Genomic DNA, 16854 nt, shown 5'->3' with positions numbered 1-16854 from the left:
GGCCTACACAATCGCGAACGCGCGCTATATGCGGCTTGCATGACCACGCTCACCGATCTCTACGACGAACGCGTCGCCGAAGGCCTGCTGCTGCGCGATCCCGCGCAGGAAGAGGCCCTGCCCGAGCTCGAGCGGATCCGCGCCGAGCTGACAAAGCCGCAGACCGAGAAGAAGGGCCTGTTCCGCAAGAGCAAGCCGGTCGAGCCGCCCAAGGGTCTCTACCTCTGGGGCGGCGTCGGGCGCGGCAAGTCGATGCTCATGGATCTCTTCGTGGAAAGCCTTTCGGTGCCGGTGCGCCGGGTGCATTTCCACGCCTTCATGCAGGAGATGCAGTCCGAACTGCACCGCCTGCGCGGCGAAGGGGTCGAGGACCCGGTCAAGCCGATGGCCCGCGCGGTGAGCGACGCGGTCAAGGTGCTGGCCTTCGACGAGATGCAGATCACCGACATCGCCGACGCGATGCTCGTGGGTCGGCTGTTCGAGCAGCTCTTCGACGCCGGCACCGTGGTGGTGACGACCTCGAACCGGGTGCCCGACGATCTCTACAAGGACGGGCTCAACCGACAGCTCTTCCTGCCGTTCATCGAGCTCATCAAGCAGCGGCTCGTGGTGCGCGAGCTGGCCTCGGAAAAGGACCACCGGCAGGATCGGCTGACCGGCGCACGGGTCTATTTCACTCCGGTCGACAACGAGGCGCGGGCCGAGATCGACCGGGTCTGGCACGAGCTGACGCATGGCAACGAGGAACCGCTGATCCTGCACGTGAAGGGACGCAAGGTCGAGCTGCCCCGGTTCCACAACGGCGTGGCCCGAGCGACCTTCTACGAGCTCTGCGGGCAGATGATGGGGCCGGGCGACTATCTCGCCATTGCCGACGCGCTGCGGCTTCTGGTGCTCGAGAACGTGCCGCGGCTCGGGCGGAGCAACTTCAACGAGGCGAAGCGCTTCGTAACGCTGATCGACGCGCTCTACGAGGCGCGGGTCAGGCTCATCGTCTCGGCCCGGGACGAACCGGAAAGCCTCTATATCGAGGGCCCGGGTGCCTTCGAGTTCGAGCGCACCGCCAGCCGCCTGCGCGAGATGCAGAGCGCCGACTGGGGCCATCCGCCGCGCTGAGCCGTTTCCGGGGCACAAGAAAAATGAGGGTCCCGAAGGACCCTCAAGGTTCGCTGCTCGACGATTGTTTTGCCTTGTTTTGAAATTACTGCGGGCGTCGACACCGATCCCGACGCTGCGCGACCCCGAGGTCGGCAGGCGCATCGGCGACGCCTCTGGTATGATGGAAGATCCGGCCCCGCGCGGCGGCATCTGGCCGGCAGGCCGGAGCATTGTCGGCCCTGCGGGTCATGCCCCTGCTCCTGCAATGGCCACGTGATGCAGCCGCGCGGAAACCGCCTGTCGTCCCATGTCTCTGTCCCCCGGGCTGACGTGTCGATTGCTTCGTCACTGTCGCCGTTCCAAGGACGATAGGACAAAGCCGACTCACCCGTCAACATTTTGTGAGTCGCGCCATCCATATGGGGAAAGATTTTCCGACCCCCTACACCTTGGGGCGTGTTCGCTGCGGAAAGGCTCCTCAGCCGTTGGACCGCAACACGTTCCCGGCAAGGTAGAGCGACCCGCAGATCAGCACGCGCGCACCCGGTTCGCGGTCGGCAATCCGCCCCAGCGCATCGGCCACGCTGTCGGCGGTTTCAGCCCGCAGCCCGACGGTCCCGGCGATCCGAGCCGTTTCCTCCGCCAGGAGGGTGTTCGCCTCGCCGGGGATCGAGACCGCGGTGAGGGTCTGCGCATGCGCGGCGAGCGGGCGCAGGTAGCCGGCGATGTCCTTGGTGTTCAGCATCCCGCAGATCAGATGTGTCGGGCGTTCCGGCAAACCGCCGAGATGGCGCGCCAGCGCCTCGCCCGCCGCCGGGTTGTGGCCACCGTCGAGCCAGAGCTCGACGTCCGGTGCCGAAGCTACCAGCGGCCCCTCGCGCAGCCGCTGCATCCGCGCGGGCCAGCTTGCCCGGGACACCGCCGCTTCGCAGGCCGGTTCGCCGAAACCGAGGTAGCGCAGCGCCGCAAGCGCGGCGCCGGCGTTCTCGAGCTGGTGCGCGCCGGGCAGGTTCGGCAGCGGCAGGTCGAGCAGCCCGGTCTCGTCCTGGAACACCAGGCGGCCGCGCTCTTCCCAGACGTGCCACTGCTGCCCGTGGGCGATGAGCGGCACGCCGAGCCGCTCCGCGCGGGCCTCGATGACCTCCATCGCCGCTTCGGGCTGCGGGCCGACGACGCAGGGCACACCACGCTTGAGGATGCCGGCCTTTTCTCCGGCGATCTCGGCCAGCGTCTCGCCAAGGAACTGCTGGTGGTCGAGCGAGATCGGCGTGAGGATCGTCATCGCAGGGCTGTCGAAGACGTTGGTCGCGTCGAGCCGCCCGCCAAGGCCGGTCTCCATCAGCGTCACGTCCGCAGGCGTCCGCGCAAAGGCGAGGAAGGCGGCGCAGGTGGTGATCTCGAAATAGGTGATGCTCTCGCCGCCATTCGCGGCCCAGCATTCGTCGAGCACCTGCGTCAGCGCGTCTTCCGAGATCAGCTCTCCGGCCACACGGATCCGCTCATGGAAACGCGCGAGATGCGGCGAGGTGTAGGCGTGAACCGATTTGCCCGCGCCCTCGTAGCCGGCCCGCAGCATGGCCAGCGTCGAGCCCTTGCCGTTGGTGCCCGCCGCGTGGATCACCGGCGGCACCCGCCGCTCGGGGTGGTCGAGCGCCTCGAGCAGCCGCCACACCCGGTCGAGCGTCAGGTCGATGATCTTGGGATGAAGAGACATCATCCGTTGCAGGATGAGGTCGGAGCCCTCGGCGCTCATTCGGTCGCGTCGGGCTCTGGCGTGGTGTCGAGGCTCGCCGGCGGCGGCAGGTCGCCATGCACCGCGGGCGGCTGCTTGGTCAGCATCCGCGTGATGGTGATCAGCTCCTCGCGCATCTGGCGGCGGTCGGTCACCCGGTCGAGCATCCCGTGCTCGAGCAGGTACTCGGCGCGCTGGAAGCCCTCGGGCAGCTTCTCGCGGATGGTCTGCTCGATGACCCGGGGGCCGGCGAAGCAGATCAGCGCGTTGGGCTCGGCGATCTGCACGTCCCCCAGCATCGCGTAGGACGCCGTCACCCCGCCGGTGGTCGGGTGGGTCAGCACGACGATGTAGGGCAGACCCGCTTCCTTGAGCATCTGCACCGCGACGGTGGTGCGCGGCATCTGCATCAGCGACAGGATGCCTTCCTGCATGCGCGCGCCACCGGCGGCCGAGAACAGGATCAGCGGGCGCTTGAGACGCTTGGCCTCCTGCGCGGCCTTGATGATCGCGTTGCCGACATACATGCCCATGGACCCTGCCATGAACGAGAAATCCTGCGCCGCGCAGACCACGGGTGTGCGGCCGATCTCGCCGGAGGCGACGAGCATGGCCTCTTTCTCGCCTGTGCCCTTCTGCGCCGCGCGCATCCGGTCGGGGTATTTCTTCTGGTCGCGGAACTGGAGCGGATCGTGCACCGGCTCCGGCACCTCGACCTCGGAGAAGAGGCCGCCGTCGAACAGCGCGGTAAAGCGCGCCCGGGGGGTGATGTTCATGTGGTGGCCGCAGTTGCTGCAGACGCCGAGGTTGTCCGCCACCTCGCGGTGGAACAGCATGCTTCCGCACTCGTCGCATTTCGTCCAGAGGTTGTCGGGCATCTCGCGGCGCGAGAAGATCGAGTTGATCCGGGGACGGACGTAGTTGGTGATCCAGTTCATGGCTTGCGCCCTTCGCGGCTTCCTGTCGCGGCTCACTTATGCCCCGCCGCGTTGAAATGCAATCGGCGCGGGCCCGTGAGCGCCCTGTGCGCGGTCAGACCCGCAGCGCCAGTCGTGCCACCAGCCAGCCCACCAGTATGCCCATCAGGTCGAGCGGCATCAGCGCCCGCATCTCGGCCTCGTCGCCGGTGCCGAACGGCAGGTGGTAGAGCGCCAGCCCCGACATGTCGCCCTGCGGCGAGACCAGCGCCACCGCGACCACGTTGTTCACGAGATGCAGCGCAAACGCCGGCCCGAGCGTTCCGGACCGCGCCGTCAGGTCCGCCGCCGCGAGCCCGAAGGCAAAGGCCCAGACCGTCACCAGCAGCGCGTTGTCGCCATGCATGGCTGGCGACCAGTGCCCCAGCGCGAACAGCGCAGAGGGCAGGATCAGCCAGGCCGCCGGATGCCGCAGCCGTGCGCCGATCTGCGACTGGAGGTAGCCGCGAAAGAACAGCTCTTCGCTGCCGACCTGGATTACCAGCGCGAGAAGCGTGAGCGGCAACAGCAGGAGCCAGCGCCCGAAGCCGAGCGCCGGAACCAGTTGCCCGGCCAGCGGCCACGGCGGCAGAAGCGCGATGACGAGATAGAGCCCCGCCACCGCGACCGTGCAGCGCAGGGCCTGCGACAGGGCCAGCGGAAGCGGGCCGAACAGGCTGGCCCCGCTGCGCTTGTGCAGCACCCGCGCGGTCACCACGGTGCCCACCCCGAGCCCGCCGAGGCTGACCAGCAGCAGGAGCATCCCGAGCGGCGCATCTGCAACGCGAAGCTGCGAGATCAGTGCCCAGTAGGCGGCATCGCTCAGGGCCAGCGCGGCAAGTCCGATCAGCGCCTGCTGCAGCCCGAAACTCACGAGCCCGACCATCACGATCCCGAGCACCAGCCGCCAGAGCTCGGTCCGGCGGGCGGTCTCGGTCATGCGGCTGAAGGGACGGTAGGACATTGCACCCCCGGGGATGAAGCTCGGTCGCGGCGCCATGCCTGCCGCGTCCGACCTAGCCCGACGCCGCGCCGGCGGCAAGCGGCGCCCGGCATTGCCCCGCCGCTTGGGCCATTCCTTTCTTGTTCCGCCGCAGGGGCTTCGCTATTCCCATGCCTCATCGGGACGACAGAGACGACGGACCTTTGCGGAAGATGCGACGACTATGGATGGCGGGGCTCGCGGCCCTGGTGACGATGACCGGATGCGCCGGCGGCCTCGCCGGCTCGGCGCCGCTGGCCAAGGCGAGCCTCGTCGGCGGCGACGTGGTGGTCGCGGGCACCGACGGATACTGCGTCGATCCCGTCACACTCAACCGTGGCACCAACCGCCATTTCGCCGTGATCGCCTCGTGCAACATCCTCTCGGGGGGCGAGGCTGGCCGCTATGTCCCGCCGATGATGCTGACGGTCACCGTCGGCACCTCGGTCGGCGCCACCCCGCTTCCCGGCCCCGAGGCGCTGGCCCGCGAGGCCGGCGAGCAACTGCTCGACGGGACCACCCGCGACGGGCTGGTGATCGCGCGGCTCTCCGATGGCGGAGAGGCGGTGCTCGACGGTGGCGACCCGCGCTACTGGCGCGGCGCCTTCGTGCAGAACGGCCACCTCGTGGGGCTGGCGCTCTACGCCCCCGACGGCAGCGCGCTGACCGGCAGACAGGGGGCCGACATGCTGCGCGCCGTGCGCGACAGGATCCGCGACCTGAGCCCAAGCTGATCCGCTTGCCGCCCGCAGCGTTTGGTCGTTTATTCGTTGCAAGGGATTTGCCATAACATTGGCAGGGGCCGTCATCGCGTGGCGGCCGGACAAGTTGGGGCAACGGGCACGGCAGATGGCAGGCATCGGCGAGGGATGGATGGGCCGCGCGCTCGCGGCGGCGACGCTGCACCGCTGGAGCGAGGCCGCGGACAAGGCAGAGACCGCCGACCTGCCCCTGCTGCGCCGTCAGCGCTCGGCCGCCCGCCGCCTGAAGCAGCGGCTCGACAGGCTCATCCATGTCGCCGACGGGCGGCTCGCGCTTCCGGTGATCGGCAACCAGGCCTTTCCCCGGCCCCATGATGCCGACTGGGCCTGGCGCCCCGACCTTTGGTCCGGCCCGCTGGCGACGCCCGGCCTCTCGTCGGTGCAGCCGAAATCCATGCTGGGCGAGCGCGCCACCCTGTTCCATGACTGCCCCCATTCCGAGATCACCCTGCGCCAGCTCCGCAACACGCGCGAGGCCGACCTCGCACCCTTCGGACTGCGGCTCGAGGTCTTCAGGTTCGACGGCGCGTATCTTTCGCTCGCGCTCGACCTGCCCGATGAGGCGAGCCAGGGGCTCAGGCGCAAGCACCTGATCCGCCTCGACGCCATCGTCGAGATGGAGAGGCCGCTCGAGATCTTCGCCCGCCTCAACATCCGTCACGGCCCCAACACCGAGCAGATCGTCCGCGAGCTGCCGCTGAAGGCGGAAGAGAGCCGGGTCGAGTTCGACCTTGCCTACACGCGGCTCAACGAGAAGCGGATCGAACACATGTGGGTCGACCTGATCTTCGAGGGGCCGGAGATGAACCAGGTGATCCTGCGGGATCTGACCTTCAGCCGCCGCCCCCGGGCCGAGCTTTGACGGAGGCATGACATGAGCGCCTATTCACTCACCAAGACACGCTTTCGCGAAGGGCTCTGGGAGGGGCTGCTGGTGGCCGAGACGGGGGCCACCGCGCCGCCGGAGATCGGCGTCACGCTGAACGACCGGCCGGTGCGCGGGGTGACCGTCATCAAGGCCGCCGAGGAAGGCCGCTGGGCGGTCGAGATCCCGGTGCCGGTCGAGGCGGTGGGCGACGGGGTTCAGACCTTTCTCATCACCGACACCGCCGCCGAGGTCACGCTCGACAGCTTCACGATGATCGCCGGCGAGCCCCTGGGCGAGGACATCCGCGCCGAAATGGCGCTGCTGCGGGCCGAGCTCGACATGCTGAAGCGGGCGTTTCGCCGCCACTGCCTCGAGACGACCTGACCCCGGATGCGAAAACCTGCATGACAGATTTGCACTCCTCGCCGTTGCACACACCGGCGTGAGGGGTCAAAGTGCGCCGGTTGGTATACCATCGGAGCTGTTATGACACCCTTGCGCGGCATTGCGCTGAAACTCGCCTCCGTCGTCCTCTTCGTCGGGATGGCCGCGCTCATCAAGGCCGGCTCGGCCGAAGTTCCCACCGGACAGGCGGTTTTCTTCCGCTCCTTCTTCGCCCTTCCGGTGATCCTTGTCTGGCTGATCTGGCGTGGTGACCTGTCCACCGGCCTGCGCGTCCGGGACCCCATGCTGCACTTCCTGCGCGGCATCATCGGGGTCTCGGCCATGGGCTGCAACTTCGCCGCCCTCGGCCTGCTCCCCCTGCCCGAGGTCACCGCGCTTGGCTACGCGGCGCCGCTGCTGACGGTGATCTTCGCCGCGCTGATGCTGGGTGAAAGGGTCCGGATCTTCCGGCTTTCGGCCGTGTTCGTGGGCCTGTTCGGCGTCGGGCTGGTCATGTGGCCGCTGCTCACGGTGTCCGAGGTCAACGGCATGGTGCTGACCGGGATCGGCTTCGTGATGACCTCGGCCGTCTTGCGCGCGCTGTCGCAGATTCACATCCGCCGCATGGTCGCGACCGAGCAGACCTCGGCGATCGTCTTCTACTTCTCGCTCACCTCGACGGTTCTGGCGCTGCTCACCCTGCCCTTCGGCTGGGTCATCCCGACCGGCGGCACGGCGGCGATGCTGGTGGCGGCCGGGCTGATCGGCGGGGTCGCGCAGATCTGCATCACCTCGGCCTACCGCGGTGCCGAGGCGGCGCTGCTTGCGCCCTTCGATTATGCCTCGATCCTCTTCGCGATCCTGATCGGCTACATCTTCTTCGACGAGGTGCCGACCGTGATGATGCTGCTCGGCTCGTCGGTGGTCATCTTCTCGGGCATCGCGATCATCCTGCGCGAACGTTACCTCGGGCTGAAGCGTCACCGCGCCCGGCCGAGCATGACCCCGCAGGGCTGAGCCGCACGGGTCAGCCCGGCCCCGCGACCGGATGCGCCGCGGCCAGTTCGAGCCCGTCGCCATAGAGGATATGCGGGGCGTCGAACCGCAGCTCGACCAGCGCGACATCATGCCTGCCGATCTTGCGGACGAAGAGACCGTCCGCAAGCCGGTCCGCCGGCACAAGGGCGCGGGCCGCCCCGAAGAGAAGCCTCGCCCGCCAGTCACGCAGCAGCACATCCTGCCCGGCGGGCAGCACCATGTTCCTGTCGGGGCGGCGCGTGCCCAGCGTACCGGCGCGGATGGCGACGAGATCCGTACGCCGGTTATCGCACACCACCCGCGCCAGCACCGCCGTGCCGCTGTCGCGGGTGATCACCCGGTCGCCGGGCGCGAGGTGCTCCACCGGAAGCGCCCCGTCGAGCGTGAGCACGACCGTGCCCGCAACAAGCGCGTTGCAGGGCTCCGACGACCTCAAGCGCCGCGCCGGGAAAATGCGGGGGGCGCCGTCGCAACGGCCCGTTTTCAACTCCATGAGCGCTCTCCCGATCTGTCGAGCCTCCGGGGTGTATCCGGGGTTTCGTCAAAGATTCGGTAAAGGATATGGCGCGTTCCGCCCCCGATTTTCCCTCTCGCCATGATGGCGGAGCTTTGCTAGGAGAACGCGGCGATATGCGGGTGTGGCGGAATTGGTAGACGCACCAGATTTAGGTTCTGGCGCCTTTGGCGTGGGGGTTCGAGTCCCTTCACCCGCACCATTTCGACTTTGAGAGACCATTTCAGACCATTGCGGTGACACGGGCGTGTGTTCAGCGCGTGATAGCCTCGTTGTCAGTGCTTCCCCGCTCTGCTCAATGGCGGCCGGCGCGGCCTTGGAGGCTGCTTTCCGTTTGGCCCGGGCACTGGTCCCATGAAAGCGTCGCAGGTGTCTTGTGCCCGGTCATGAACCGGATGTCGCGCATCCACGCCAAGAGCGCCCGCCTCCAGCATCGCGACCACTAGCCTGCATCGCCGCCTTTGCGCCAAGGACCGGCGGAGATTGAACCACGTCCAGCGAGGGGGCAGGCGATCGAATGCGAGGTTCGGAAGGGAAACCGTCACGGCATTTCCGATCCCCGCCGCGGCAGGCGCGCAGGGAACGCGCGCGAAATCCGGCTTTCGAGACGCGTCGGACTTGATTTGCGCAGGCATCGGGCGCAGCTTGGACAGCATGAACAGCCTTACGCCTTTTCCGGGACCCGGCCACGCTCAGGACGTGGTCTCGTTTCACCGGACGGAGCTGAACGTCATCCTCTCGCTCTACGGCCGCATGGTCGCGGCCGGGGAATGGCGCGATTACGGAATCTCCAGCCTGCGCGACGTCGCGGTCTTCTCGGTGTTTCGCCGCACCGCCGAACATCCGCTCTACCGCATCGAGAAACGCCCCAAGCTGCGCAACAGGCAGGGCCAGTATGCCGTCATCACGATGGAGGGGCAGGTCCTGAAACGCGGCCATGACCTGCGCACCGTGCTGCGGGTACTCGAGCGCAAGCTGATCCGGGCGGTGGACTGAGCCACCGCCGGACAGCTCCCGCTCAGCCGGCGGCCTTCTGTGCGCCGATCATCGCGCAGAGCAGCTCGAACATGATCGTCACGCCAAGGAACGCCGTGCCGCCGCTCGCATCGAAGGGCGGCGAGACCTCGACGAGGTCCGCCCCGGCGATCTGGAGCCCCTCGAGTTCGCGCACCACCTGCAACGCCTGGTAGCTGTTGGGGCCGCCCACCTCGGGGGTGCCGGTGCCGGGCGCGAAGGTCGGATCGACGAAGTCGATGTCGTAGCTCACGTAGCAGGGCTCGGAGCCGACGATGTCGCGGGCCTCGGCCATGACGTCTGCGACACCACGGGCGTGGAATTCCTCGACCGGGATGATGCGGATGCCGTTGGCAGCGGCGAAATCGCGGTCTTCACGGTCGTACATGCTGCCGCGAATGCCGATCTGCACCACCCGTTTCGGATCGAGCAGCCCCTCTTCCACGGCGCGGCGGAACGGCGTGCCATGGGTATACATCGAGCCGCCGAAATACGAGTGGAACAGGTCGGTGTGGCTGTCGAAATGCACCATGCCGAGCGCCGTCTCGCGGGCCACGGCGCGCAGCACCGGAAGCGAGGTCAGGTGGTCGCCGCCGGCGGTCAGCGGGCGGATGCCGTTGCGCTTCATGCGGCCGTAGAACTCGGTGATGCGCTCCATGCTGTCGAGGATGTCGGCCGGGTTCGGCCCGACGTCGCCGAGATCGGCGCAGGCGGCGGTCTCGAAGGGGCGCAGGCCGGTCACCCCGTGTTCGGCTCGGATCATCGTCGAGGCGTCGCGAAGCTGCCGGGGCCCGTGGCGCGGGCCGGGACGGTTGGTCGTGCCGCTGTCCCACGGCACACCGACAAGCCCGATGTCGACCTCGGCGAAGCGGTCGTGCCCGGGCTCGACCAGCGGCAGGCGCATGAAGGTCGGCAGGCCGGCATAGCGCGGCAGGTCGAAACCGGAAACGGGATGGAAGAAGGGGTCGGTCGTCATGGGACATCCTCGCAGGTCGGGGTCGGCCCGAGACCAAAGCTTTTGCCGCCGGTTTGCAAGCGAATTGCCGCCCCGTCAGCCCTTCGGTTCCACCTCGAGCAGGATTGCGCGGGACTGCGAGGCAAATTCACGGCGCAGGATGACCGTCAGCGCCACCAGCGCCGCGACGATCAGCGATGCATCCCCCAGCAGCCAGGCCGCCGAGGCGATGCCGAAATAGACCGAGCGCAGGCCGCGGTTGTAGCTGCGGGCGGCGAATATGTTGATCTCGGCCGCCTTCGCCGCGCGTCCGTAGGCAAGGGCGCTGTTATCGTTCGGCACCGCGCCCATCATCACCGAACAGTAGCCGAACAGCCGGTTCGACCAGACGAACTTGAGAAAGGCGTTGGCGGCGAACAGGAGCGGCAGCAGCAGCTTCATCTCCCAGACCACCAGCGGCGGCACCCCGTCGGTGAGGTCGCCTGCCACCCCGCGCAGCTGCTCGGTGTTTCCCAGCAGCGCGAAGATTCCGCCGATGGCGATCATCGTGGCCGAGGCGAAGAAGGCGGTGCTCTGCCGCAGCGAGCCGACGATCTGGCTGTCGAAGATGCGCGGCTCCCGGGTGACGAAATGCTGCATCCATTCGCGCCGGTATTGCTGCATCAGCCGCGTGACCGAGGGGCGGCTGGCCGGCGGGTGCTCGATGATGAGCGAGCTTGCGAACCAGGTCAGCACGAGGATCGCCACCGCCGCCCCGTCGAGCGCGCCGAAATGCGACAGGCGGTCGAACCAGTCCATCCCGGTCAGAACGGCTTGACCACCACGACCCACAGGACCGCGATGACGCCGACGACGCTGATCTCGTTGAAGATGCGCAGGAACAGGTCGCTTTCGCGGAAGGTGCCGCGCTTCGCGCGCATCACCAGCCGGCCGGTCCAGACGTAATGCACCGCCAGCAACGCCACGAGCGCGATCTTCAGGTGCACCCAGGGCGCCCACTGCCAGAAGTTGCCGAGCCAGAGCCCGGTCGCCACCGCGATCACCGCGAGCCCCGCCGAGAACCGGTAGAGCCGGATCGTGAGATCGCCAAGCGGGCCGAAGGCGTCGAGCGCCGCATACTCGCGCTTCCAGTAGATGAGCGCGCGCGGCACGGCAAAGATGGAGGTCATCCAGCCCATGACGCAGAGAATGTGAATGATCTTGACCCAGTCCATGCGCCCTTAGTGATATCTTTCCGCCCGCGAACGCAAGATGCCGCGCGCCGGGCGTCGAAAGCTCTGGCGTCATCGCCGCAAATTGGTTATATGAGTTTACCAATTCAGGGAGGATCGGTCACATGCAGATGCCAAAGCCGGATGCGGGCGTGATCTCGCGCAAGGCCCGGATCGTGACCCGCCTGCGCGAGGTGCTGCCCACCGACGCGGTGATCGAGGACGAGGCCGAGACCCGCGCCTACGAATGCGACGCGCTCACCGCCTATCGCTGCCCCCCGCTCTGCGCCGTGCTGCCCGCCTCGACCGAAGAGGTCTCGGCAGTGCTCGCGATCTGCCACGAGGAAGGTGTGCCGGTGGTGCCGCGCGGTTCGGGCACCTCGCTTGCCGGCGGGGCGCTGCCCACGGCGGACTCGGTGATCCTCGGCGTGGCGCGCATGAACGAAGTGCTCGAGACCGACTACGACAACCGTTTCATCCGGGTGCAGACCGGGCGCACCAACCTCAGCGTGACCGGCGCCGTCGAGGAAGAGGATTTCTTCTACGCGCCCGACCCGTCGTCGCAGCTCGCCTGCGCCATCGCAGGCAACATCGCGATGAACTCGGGCGGGGCGCATTGCCTGAAATACGGCGTGACGACGAACAACCTGCTGGGCGTGACCATGGTGCTGATGGACGGCACGGTGATCGAACTGGGTGGCGCGCATCTCGATGCCGGCGGCCTCGACCTGCTGGGCGTGGTCTGCGGCTCGGAGGGCCAGCTTGGCGTGGTGACCGAGGCGACGCTGCGCATCCTGCGCAAGCCCGAGGGCGCACGGCCCGTGCTGATGGGCTTCTCGTCGAACGAGGTCGCGGGCGAATGCGTCTCGGACATCATCAAGGCCGGCGTGCTGCCGGTGGCGATCGAGTTCATGGACCGCCCCTGCATCGTCGCCTGCGAGGCCTTTGCCCACGCCGGCTATCCCGACTGCGAGGCGCTGCTGATCGTCGAGGTCGAGGGCTCGGACGCCGAGATCGACGAGCAGCTCGGGCTGATCCTGCAGATCGCCCGCCGCCACGATCCGGTGGAGCTTCGCGAGGCGAAGGATGCCGACGAGGCCGGCCGTATCTGGCTGGGCCGCAAAAGCGCATTTGGGGCCATGGGGCAGATCAACGACTACATGTGCCTCGACGGCACGATCCCGGTGACCGAACTGCCGCGCGTGCTGCGCCGCATCGGGGAGTTGTCGAAGGACTTCGGGCTCGAGGTGGCCAATGTCTTCCACGCCGGCGACGGCAACATGCACCCGCTGATCCTGTTCAACGCCAACCAGCCCGGAGAGCTGGAGAAATGCGAACGCTTCGGGGCCGAGATCCTGAAGCTCTGCGTCGAGGTAGGCGGCTGCCTCACCGGCGAGCACGGGGTGGGCATCGAGAAGCGCGACCTGATGAGCGTGCAATACGATCCCGCCGACCTCGAGGCGCAGATGGCGGTGAAGGACGTCTTCGACCCGAAGTGGCTGCTGAACCCCGCCAAGGTGTTTCCGCTCGACGTGTCGGAGACGCGGCGCGCGGTGGCGGCGGAATGAGGGGGCTCTGCCCCCGTCGCGCGGGACGCGCGACTCCCCCGAGGGTATTTTTGAACCAGAGAAGCGCATGAGACCAGAGACAGAGGCAGAGCTGGCCGGGATGATCCGCGATGCGGGCGGGCCGTTGATCATTCGCGGCGGCGGCACGCGGCCGATCGGGCGCGCGGGTCCGGGCGAGGTGCTGGAGACCGGCGCGATCACGGGGATCAGCCTCTACGAGCCGGGCGCGCTGACGCTGGTCGCGCGGGCCGGCACCCCGGTGGCCGAAATCGAGGCGGCGCTCGACGCCGAGGGACAGCGGCTGCCATTCGAGCCGATGGACCATCGCGGACTCCTGGGTACCCAGGGGGCGCCAACGCTGGGCGGGCTGGCGGCGGGCAACGTCTCGGGGCCGCGCCGGATCCAGGCCGGGGCCTGCCGCGATCACATGCTGGGCGTGCGCGTCGTCGACGGCACCGGAACGGTGCTGCGCAACGGCGGCCGGGTGATGAAGAACGTCACTGGCTACGACCTGGTGAAACTGATGGCGGGTAGCCGCGGCACGCTCGGCGTGCTGACCGAGGTGGCGCTGAAGGTTCTGCCGAAGCCCGAGGCGGTGGCGACGCTGATCCTCGAGGGGCTGTCCGCGGAGGCGGCGGTCGCGGCGATGTCGCGGGCGCTGGGCGCCCCCTACGACGTGTCGGGCGCAGCGCATATGCCCGGGGGTCCGGACGGCGGGCCGGCGACCTTGCTGCGGGTCGAGGGCTTCGCGGACTCGGTGAGTTACCGCGCCGGCCAGTTGCAGTCGCTGTTCAAGACGCAGGCGGGGCGGATCGAGGCCGACGCGGGGCGCAACGCGGCGCTGTGGCGCGGCGTGCGCGATGTGGCACCCTTCCACGGGCGGGAGGGTGACGTCTGGCGCATCTCCTGCAAGCCGTCGGACGGGCCTGAGCTTGCCGCCCGTCTCGAGGCCGAGGCCCTGCTGTTCGACTGGGGCGGCGGGCTGATCTGGGCGCTGCTGCCGTCGGGAACCGACGCCCACGCCCGGCTCGGCGCCTTCAAGGGTCATGCCACTGCCGTGCGGGGCGGCGGCGAGGCCCCGGCCTTCCAGCCCGAGCCGGCGCCCGTCGCCGCGCTTGCGGCCGGACTGCGCGCGCGGTTCGACCCGCGCGGCATCCTCAACCCCGGGCTGATGGCATGAGCCGCGAGGCGCTTGCCGTCTTCGGGGCCTGCTTCCTCGCCGGTCCACTGCTCTTCGCGTTGCTCCTGCGCGTCGGCCCGTCGCGCGCGCTGCTGCTGTCGCTGGCGCCCGGCGTCATGGCGACCGCCCTGCTGGCGCTGGCGCTGCAGAACACCGGCGCGGCGCTTGTCTCGCTCGGGCTGATGTGGCTGTCCTGGGTGCTTGCCGTCGCGATGGTCGCACTGACGCTGCACCGCCATGCCGGCCACGCCGCCCCGCGCCGCGGGGTGACGATCGCCGGCCTTCTTGCCACCCCCCTTCCCTGGTTCGGGCTCGCCACCGCCCGGATGATGATGTCCTGAGAGCCTCCCATGCAGACCAATTTCACCGAACAGCAACTCGAGGACCCGGGCATCGCGCGCGCCAACGAGATCCTGCGTGCCTGCGTGCACTGCGGGTTCTGCACCGCCACCTGCCCGACCTACCAGGTGCTCGGCGACGAACTCGACAGCCCGCGCGGCCGCATCTACCTGATCAAGGACATGCTCGAGAACGAGCGGGTGCCCGACGACAAGACCGTCAAGCACATCGACCGTTGCCTGAGCTGCCTTGCCTGCATGACCACCTGCCCCTCGGGCGTGCATTACATGCATCTCGTCGACCACGCCCGGGCCTACATCGAGACGCATTACGAGCGCCCCCGAAGCGAGCGCGCCCTGCGCTGGCTGCTGGCGCGGATCATTCCCTATCCCGGGCGGTTCCGGCTGGCCCTGCTGGGGGCGAAGATCGGACGGCCCTTCGCCCGGCTGCTGCCCGACGCCCGGCTGCGGGCGATGCTGGACATGGCGCCGAAGCGCATCCCGGCGGTGTCGCGCAACGACGATCCGCAGAGCTTCGCGCCGGCCGCGCCGCGGCGCAAGCGGGTGGCACTGATGACCGGCTGCGCGCAGAAGGCGCTCAACACAGACATCAACGACGCGACGATCCGGCTACTCACCCGGCTCGGCTGCGAGGTGGTGGTGGCAAAGGGCGCCGGCTGCTGCGGGGCGCTCACGCACCACATGGGGCGCGAGGGAGACAGCCACGCCTCGGCGGCGGCCAACATCCGCGCCTGGGTCGCCGAAATGGACGGCGACGGGCTCGACGCCATCGTCATCAACACCAGCGGCTGTGGCACCACGGTGAAGGACTACGGCCACATGTTCCGCAACGACCCGCTGGCAGAGGATGCGGCGCGTATCTCGGGCATCGCCAGGGACGTGTCCGAGGTGCTGTCCGACCTGATGCCAGAGGCGGAGGTCGAGAGCCGCAACCTTGCCCGCAGCGAGATCGCCGGGACCGACATGCCCGACACGACCGGGACCGAGGGCACGGGACCGATCCGGGTGGCCTATCACGCCGCCTGCTCGCTGCAGCACGGGCAGAAGATCAAGACCCACCCCAAGGCGCTGCTCAAGGCCGCCGGGTTCGAGGTGGTCGAACCCGCCGACAGCCACCTTTGCTGCGGCAGCGCGGGCACCTACAACCTGCTGCAGCCCGAGATCTCGAAGCAGCTCAAGGACCGCAAGCTGCGCACGCTCGAGGCGAAGACCCCCGACGTCATCGCCGCCGGCAACATCGGCTGCATGATGCAGATCGGCTCGGGCACGCGGCGGCCCGTGGTGCACACGGTCGAGCTTCTCGACTGGGCGACCGGCGGGCCGAAGCCCCGCGCCATCGTGGAAGCGGGCTGAACGCCGCCCTGCCCTCTCCCCGACCCGCCCAATTTCTGACAAAAGCGTCAGGTATGGGATCGGCTACGGAGAAAGGGTCCGCCTTGCGCATTTTGCTTTTCCTGATCACGCTCGGTTTCGCGACGGGTGCCGCCGCCGACGGCGGGCTGTTTTCCATGCAGAGCCGCGAGGACGGCCGCAACTGGGAGGCGGTCGGCCGTCTCGAGCTGGCCGGCAAGGCGTTCTGCACCGGGGCGCTGATCGCGCCCGACCTGGTGCTCACGGCGGCCCATTGCCTCTACGACCCGACCACCGGCGCCGAGATCCCGGTCGAGGACATCCAGTTCCTCGCCGGCTGGCGCAACGGCCGCGCCGCCGCTTATCGCCGGGTGCGCCGTGCGAAGACGCATCCCGACTACGCCTTCGACGACCCGGCCAGGGCGGACCGGGTGCGCAACGACATCGCGCTCATCAAGCTGCAGCTGCCGATCCGCAACACGACGATCACCCCCTTCGCCACGGGCCCGCACCCGCCGCGCGGCGCCGAGGTCAGCGTGGTCTCCTACGCCTACGACCGGTCCGAGGCGCCCTCGCTGCAGGGCATGTGCAGCGTGCTCGACCGGCAGACGCGGATGCTGGTGCTGTCGTGCCGGGTGGATTTCGGCAGCTCCGGGTCGCCGGTCTTCTCGTTTGCCGGGGGTGAGCCGCGCATCGTGTCGGTGATCTCGGCCAAGGCCGAGGCCGAGGGCCGGGAAGTCTCGCTCGGGACCGAGCTCGACGAGACGCTCACGCTGCTGCGCGCCGAGCTCGAGACGAACGCGGTGCGCAACACGCTGGACGCCGGAACACGGCGGGAGACGGGGGCGAAATTCATACGCCCCTGAGATATGTCGCCGCGCTCG

General features: G+C 68.6%; 18 protein-coding genes and 1 tRNA gene. 12 read left to right on the top strand and 7 right to left on the bottom strand.

The features are described from left to right. Positions 1–39: 39 nt before the first annotated feature. Positions 40–1116, top strand: coding sequence for a cell division protein ZapE (gene zapE, locus D6860_RS19600; protein WP_017468750.1), 1077 nt, complete (start codon positions 40–42; stop codon positions 1114–1116). A 460-nt stretch (positions 1117–1576) separates the two neighbouring features. Here zapE and D6860_RS19595 read toward each other — a convergent pair whose 3' ends face one another. From D6860_RS19595 to D6860_RS19585, 3 genes are all read right to left on the bottom strand, one after another. Continuing rightward, complete coding sequence (locus D6860_RS19595) at positions 1577–2851, bottom strand: bifunctional folylpolyglutamate synthase/dihydrofolate synthase (protein ID WP_076623050.1); 1275 nt, start codon at positions 2849–2851, stop codon at positions 1577–1579. Then, the gene (accD, locus tag D6860_RS19590; protein ID WP_076623049.1) at positions 2848–3768 is read right to left on the bottom strand and encodes an acetyl-CoA carboxylase, carboxyltransferase subunit beta; all 921 of its coding nucleotides are present in this window, start codon (positions 3766–3768) and stop codon (positions 2848–2850) included. Before accD ends, D6860_RS19595 begins: the two co-directional genes overlap by 4 nt. A 94-nt stretch (positions 3769–3862) precedes the next feature. Continuing rightward, on the bottom strand, positions 3863–4750 hold the full coding sequence (locus D6860_RS19585; protein ID WP_076623048.1) for a CPBP family intramembrane glutamic endopeptidase: 888 nt from the start codon (positions 4748–4750) through the stop codon (positions 3863–3865). 191 nt (positions 4751–4941) lie between these two features. Between D6860_RS19585 and D6860_RS19580 the strand changes: the two genes are divergently transcribed. The 4 genes from D6860_RS19580 to D6860_RS19565 all read left to right on the top strand — a co-directional run bounded on the left by D6860_RS19580 (position 4942) and on the right by D6860_RS19565 (position 7798). Beyond that, positions 4942–5502, top strand: a complete 561-nt coding sequence (locus D6860_RS19580) for a dihydroxy-acid dehydratase (protein WP_229743267.1) — start codon at positions 4942–4944, stop codon at positions 5500–5502. 115 nt (positions 5503–5617) lie between these two features. Next, positions 5618–6391 carry a DUF6478 family protein gene (locus tag D6860_RS19575; RefSeq protein ID WP_083697778.1) on the top strand — a complete coding sequence of 258 codons (774 nt, stop codon included), beginning with the start codon at positions 5618–5620 and terminating at the stop codon, positions 6389–6391. Between the two features lie 12 nt (positions 6392–6403). After that, positions 6404–6781: a hypothetical protein gene (locus D6860_RS19570; RefSeq protein WP_017468726.1), complete on the top strand. Its 378-nt coding sequence runs from the start codon at positions 6404–6406 to the stop codon at positions 6779–6781. A gap of 102 nt (positions 6782–6883) precedes the next feature. Then, positions 6884–7798 carry a DMT family transporter gene (locus D6860_RS19565; protein WP_017468725.1) on the top strand — a complete coding sequence of 305 codons (915 nt, stop codon included), beginning with the start codon at positions 6884–6886 and terminating at the stop codon, positions 7796–7798. A 10-nt stretch (positions 7799–7808) separates the two neighbouring features. On the opposite strand, the gene D6860_RS19560 is transcribed toward D6860_RS19565, so the two are convergent. Further along, positions 7809–8255, bottom strand: coding sequence for a Hint domain-containing protein (locus D6860_RS19560; protein WP_254681427.1), 447 nt, complete (start codon positions 8253–8255; stop codon positions 7809–7811). 196 nt (positions 8256–8451) lie between these two features. On the opposite strand from D6860_RS19560, the gene D6860_RS19555 reads away from it, so the two are divergent. Beyond that, positions 8452–8535 (top strand) — tRNA-Leu (locus D6860_RS19555). 452 nt (positions 8536–8987) lie between these two features. After that, complete coding sequence (locus D6860_RS19550) at positions 8988–9329, top strand: DUF2794 domain-containing protein (protein ID WP_076623046.1); 342 nt, start codon at positions 8988–8990, stop codon at positions 9327–9329. A gap of 22 nt (positions 9330–9351) precedes the next feature. On the opposite strand, the gene speB is transcribed toward D6860_RS19550, so the two are convergent. The 3 genes from speB to D6860_RS19535 form a co-directional block, all read right to left on the bottom strand. Beyond that, on the bottom strand, positions 9352–10323 hold the full coding sequence (gene speB / locus D6860_RS19545; protein WP_076623045.1) for an agmatinase: 972 nt from the start codon (positions 10321–10323) through the stop codon (positions 9352–9354). Between the two features lie 75 nt (positions 10324–10398). Beyond that, positions 10399–11100, bottom strand: a complete 702-nt coding sequence (locus D6860_RS19540; protein WP_076623044.1) for a DUF599 domain-containing protein — start codon at positions 11098–11100, stop codon at positions 10399–10401. A 5-nt stretch (positions 11101–11105) separates the two neighbouring features. Then, positions 11106–11516, bottom strand: a complete 411-nt coding sequence (locus D6860_RS19535; RefSeq protein ID WP_076623043.1) for a CopD family protein — start codon at positions 11514–11516, stop codon at positions 11106–11108. A 122-nt stretch (positions 11517–11638) separates the two neighbouring features. Here D6860_RS19535 and D6860_RS19530 point away from each other — a divergent pair, with 122 nt between their 5' ends. From D6860_RS19530 to D6860_RS19510, 5 genes are all read left to right on the top strand, one after another. Continuing rightward, positions 11639–13081: an FAD-linked oxidase C-terminal domain-containing protein gene (locus D6860_RS19530; RefSeq protein ID WP_076623042.1), complete on the top strand. Its 1443-nt coding sequence runs from the start codon at positions 11639–11641 to the stop codon at positions 13079–13081. A gap of 67 nt (positions 13082–13148) precedes the next feature. Further along, on the top strand, positions 13149–14261 hold the full coding sequence (locus D6860_RS19525; protein ID WP_076623041.1) for an FAD-binding protein: 1113 nt from the start codon (positions 13149–13151) through the stop codon (positions 14259–14261). Then, the gene (locus D6860_RS19520) at positions 14258–14602 is read left to right on the top strand and encodes a hypothetical protein (protein WP_076623040.1); all 345 of its coding nucleotides are present in this window, start codon (positions 14258–14260) and stop codon (positions 14600–14602) included. The genes D6860_RS19525 and D6860_RS19520 overlap by 4 nt, the downstream gene beginning before the upstream one ends. 9 nt (positions 14603–14611) lie before the next feature. Next, positions 14612–15973, top strand: a complete 1362-nt coding sequence (glcF, locus tag D6860_RS19515; protein ID WP_076623039.1) for a glycolate oxidase subunit GlcF — start codon at positions 14612–14614, stop codon at positions 15971–15973. Between the two features lie 83 nt (positions 15974–16056). Then, the gene (locus D6860_RS19510) at positions 16057–16836 is read left to right on the top strand and encodes a trypsin-like serine peptidase (RefSeq protein WP_017468576.1); all 780 of its coding nucleotides are present in this window, start codon (positions 16057–16059) and stop codon (positions 16834–16836) included. The last annotated feature ends 18 nt before the right edge of the window (positions 16837–16854 follow it).

The organism is Salipiger sp. D13, assembly GCF_003703915.1.
Lineage (GTDB): Bacteria > Pseudomonadota > Alphaproteobacteria > Rhodobacterales > Rhodobacteraceae > Salipiger > Salipiger profundus.
This window is presented reverse-complemented; position numbering and strand designations above follow the sequence as displayed.

Coding starts and splice junctions, on each gene's coding strand:
- zapE (WP_017468750.1), top strand. CDS start 40: ATGACCACGCTCACCGATCTCTACGACGAACGCGTCGCCGAAGGCCTG.
- D6860_RS19595 (WP_076623050.1), bottom strand. CDS start 2,851: ATGAGCGCCGAGGGCTCCGACCTCATCCTGCAACGGATGATGTCTCTT.
- accD (WP_076623049.1), bottom strand. CDS start 3,768: ATGAACTGGATCACCAACTACGTCCGTCCCCGGATCAACTCGATCTTC.
- D6860_RS19585 (WP_076623048.1), bottom strand. CDS start 4,750: ATGTCCTACCGTCCCTTCAGCCGCATGACCGAGACCGCCCGCCGGACC.
- D6860_RS19580 (WP_229743267.1), top strand. CDS start 4,942: ATGCGACGACTATGGATGGCGGGGCTCGCGGCCCTGGTGACGATGACC.
- D6860_RS19575 (WP_083697778.1), top strand. CDS start 5,618: ATGGCAGGCATCGGCGAGGGATGGATGGGCCGCGCGCTCGCGGCGGCG.
- D6860_RS19570 (WP_017468726.1), top strand. CDS start 6,404: ATGAGCGCCTATTCACTCACCAAGACACGCTTTCGCGAAGGGCTCTGG.
- D6860_RS19565 (WP_017468725.1), top strand. CDS start 6,884: ATGACACCCTTGCGCGGCATTGCGCTGAAACTCGCCTCCGTCGTCCTC.
- D6860_RS19550 (WP_076623046.1), top strand. CDS start 8,988: ATGAACAGCCTTACGCCTTTTCCGGGACCCGGCCACGCTCAGGACGTG.
- speB (WP_076623045.1), bottom strand. CDS start 10,323: ATGACGACCGACCCCTTCTTCCATCCCGTTTCCGGTTTCGACCTGCCG.
- D6860_RS19540 (WP_076623044.1), bottom strand. CDS start 11,100: ATGGACTGGTTCGACCGCCTGTCGCATTTCGGCGCGCTCGACGGGGCG.
- D6860_RS19535 (WP_076623043.1), bottom strand. CDS start 11,516: ATGGACTGGGTCAAGATCATTCACATTCTCTGCGTCATGGGCTGGATG.
- D6860_RS19530 (WP_076623042.1), top strand. CDS start 11,639: ATGCAGATGCCAAAGCCGGATGCGGGCGTGATCTCGCGCAAGGCCCGG.
- D6860_RS19525 (WP_076623041.1), top strand. CDS start 13,149: ATGAGACCAGAGACAGAGGCAGAGCTGGCCGGGATGATCCGCGATGCG.
- D6860_RS19520 (WP_076623040.1), top strand. CDS start 14,258: ATGAGCCGCGAGGCGCTTGCCGTCTTCGGGGCCTGCTTCCTCGCCGGT.
- glcF (WP_076623039.1), top strand. CDS start 14,612: ATGCAGACCAATTTCACCGAACAGCAACTCGAGGACCCGGGCATCGCG.